General features: G+C 76.4%; 3 protein-coding genes. All 3 read left to right on the top strand.

All coding sequences use genetic code 11. The features are described from left to right. Positions 1 to 1,279, top strand: a 1,279-nt coding sequence (locus ACTUAL_RS20045; protein WP_440901326.1) for a DUF6395 domain-containing protein, incomplete at its 5' end; no start/stop codon positions are given. 86 nt (positions 1,280 to 1,365) lie between these two features. Beyond that, on the top strand, positions 1,366 to 1,872 hold the full coding sequence (locus ACTUAL_RS20040; protein WP_440901325.1) for a DUF2975 domain-containing protein: 507 nt from the start codon (positions 1,366 to 1,368) through the stop codon (positions 1,870 to 1,872). Then, positions 1,872 to 2,108: helix-turn-helix domain-containing protein (locus tag ACTUAL_RS20035; RefSeq protein ID WP_440901324.1), on the top strand; the 237-nt coding region annotated here is incomplete at its 3' end. The genes ACTUAL_RS20040 and ACTUAL_RS20035, both read left to right, overlap by 1 nt.

The following is a 2,108-nucleotide window of genomic DNA, read 5'->3' as shown; positions in this document are numbered from 1 at the left end:
CGCGTCCTTCGAGGTGGACGTGCCGCCCGGCGGCATCCACCCCGACCTCCTCGTGCTCACCGCGCTGCTGTGCGCCCGCCCGTGGCTGCGTCGCTCCACCCCGGTCACCTGCTCGGTCCCCGCCAGCGCCGCGCTGGCGCGCGCAGTGCGCTCCGGCCCGCCGCTGCGGCTGGGCACCGTCGGCGAGGGCCCGCCCCGCACCGCGCCGGCGGACGGCCGGCCCGGGCTGTGCCTGAGCGGCGGCACCGACAGCGTCGCCGCCCTGGCCGTCCTGCCGGAGAGTACCCGCAGCTACCACCTCGAGCGCCGCCCTCCGCAGGGGGAGCGGCGGGCCACGATGATGGACGGCCGCGCCGCGCTGCAGTCCTGCGCCGAGGTCGCCCGCCAGGGCCGGGCCGTCACCGTCGTGCCCAGCGACGTGGAGTACCTGCGCCACCCCATGGGATTCCCGCACGACCTCGCGACCGCGGTGCCCCTCCTGCTGCACGCGGACGCCCACGGCCTGGACGCGGTCGCCTGGGGCGCGCCCCTGGAGGCCACCTACCGCCTCCAGCGCGGCCGCTACCGCGACTACGCCGACTCGCCCTTCGTCGCCGAGTGGGGGCCGGTCTTCGCCGCCGTCGGGCTGCCCGTCTGCGTCCCCGTCGCGGGCGTGTCGGAGGTCGTCACGAGCACGATCGTGCACCGGCACGCCCTGGGGCGGGCGGCCCAGTCGTGCGTGCGCGGTCCCCGGCTCGGCCGGCCCTGCGGCCGGTGCCCCAAGTGCGCGCGCAAGGCGCTGCTCGCGGCCGTGGTCACGGGGCGCTGGCCGTCCGACCGTGCGCTGGAGCGCCAGTGGCGCGACACCGAGACCCGCCAGCACCTGCTGGCCTCGCCGATGAAGGTCGAGCCGGTGCTGGCCCACGCCGCGCACCGCCACCTCGCCGACGGCGGGAGCAGCGAGCTGCTGCGGCTGGTGGCCGCCAAGGCCGGTCCCGACCCCCGGGCCTGGCTGGTGCGGTCCTACCCCCCGGCGCTGGAGCTGCTGCCCGAGCGCTACCGCGAGGAGGTCGCGGAGCGGTTGGGGGAGTACGCGGAGCCCATGAGCCCGGAGGAGTCGGCCGCCGTCCGCGCCTACGACGTGACGGGGCCCGACGCCGCGCGGGTCGCCGCCCAGGAGGACCTGGAGCGGTGGTACGCGGCGCACCCGCCTCGCGACCTCGTGCGCCGGGCGCTGCGCAAGGGCCGCCGCGAGGTGCGGGCGCTGCGCGACCGGGTCCCCGGAGGGCGCGGGAGCTGAGCGACCCAGGCTGGTACATCGTCCTGCGACCAGAATCTATCGTGCTACGATCGGTTCCTGTCGCCGGTCGATGAGAGGAGCCCGCCGTGGGCCGTGGGGTCGTGTGGACGTTGAAGGCCGTGATCGCGGTCGCGCTGGCCGGGTCGCTGGTCGTGCAGGTCGTGATCATCCCGCTCCTGTGGCAGGACCTGGACGGCGCCCCGCCCGGGGTCCGCACGCCGCTCGCGGTCATCGGGGTCCTGGGCGTGCTCACCCTGCAGGTCACCGCCGTCTGCGTCTGGCGCCTGCTGACGATGGTGGCGCGCGGCACGGTGTTCTCGGTCCGGGCCTTCCGCTACGTGGACGTGGTCATCGGCGCCCTGGCCTCGGGCGCCGTGCTCGTGCTGGCCGTCGCCGTCGTCGCCCGGACCGCCAACCACGGGGTCGAGGGCGACGCCGTCGCGCCGGGCCTGGTCGGTCTCGTCTGCGGGGTCGCCCTCGTCGTCGGCGGGGTCGCGCTGCTCGTCTACGTCATGCGCGCCCTGCTCGCCCAGGCGGTCAGCCTCGACACCCAGACCCGCGCGCTGCGCTCCGAGCTGGACGAGGTGATCTGATGCCGATCGTCGTCGACATCGACGTCATGCTGGCGCGGCGCAAGATGGCCGTGGGCGTCCTCGCCGAGCGCGTCGGCATCACGCCGGCCAACCTGGCGGTGCTCAAGAACGGCCGGGCCAAGGCCGTGCGCCTGACCACCCTGGACGCGCTGTGCGAGGCCCTGGGGTGCCAGCCCGGCGACCTGCTGCGCTGGGTGCCGGACGACCCGTCCGACGTCGCGGCCGACGTGGTCCGC

The sequence above is a fragment of the Actinosynnema sp. genome (assembly GCF_052038725.1).
Note: the sequence above shows the minus strand (reverse complement) of the source record. Positions and strands in the feature narration are given on the sequence as shown.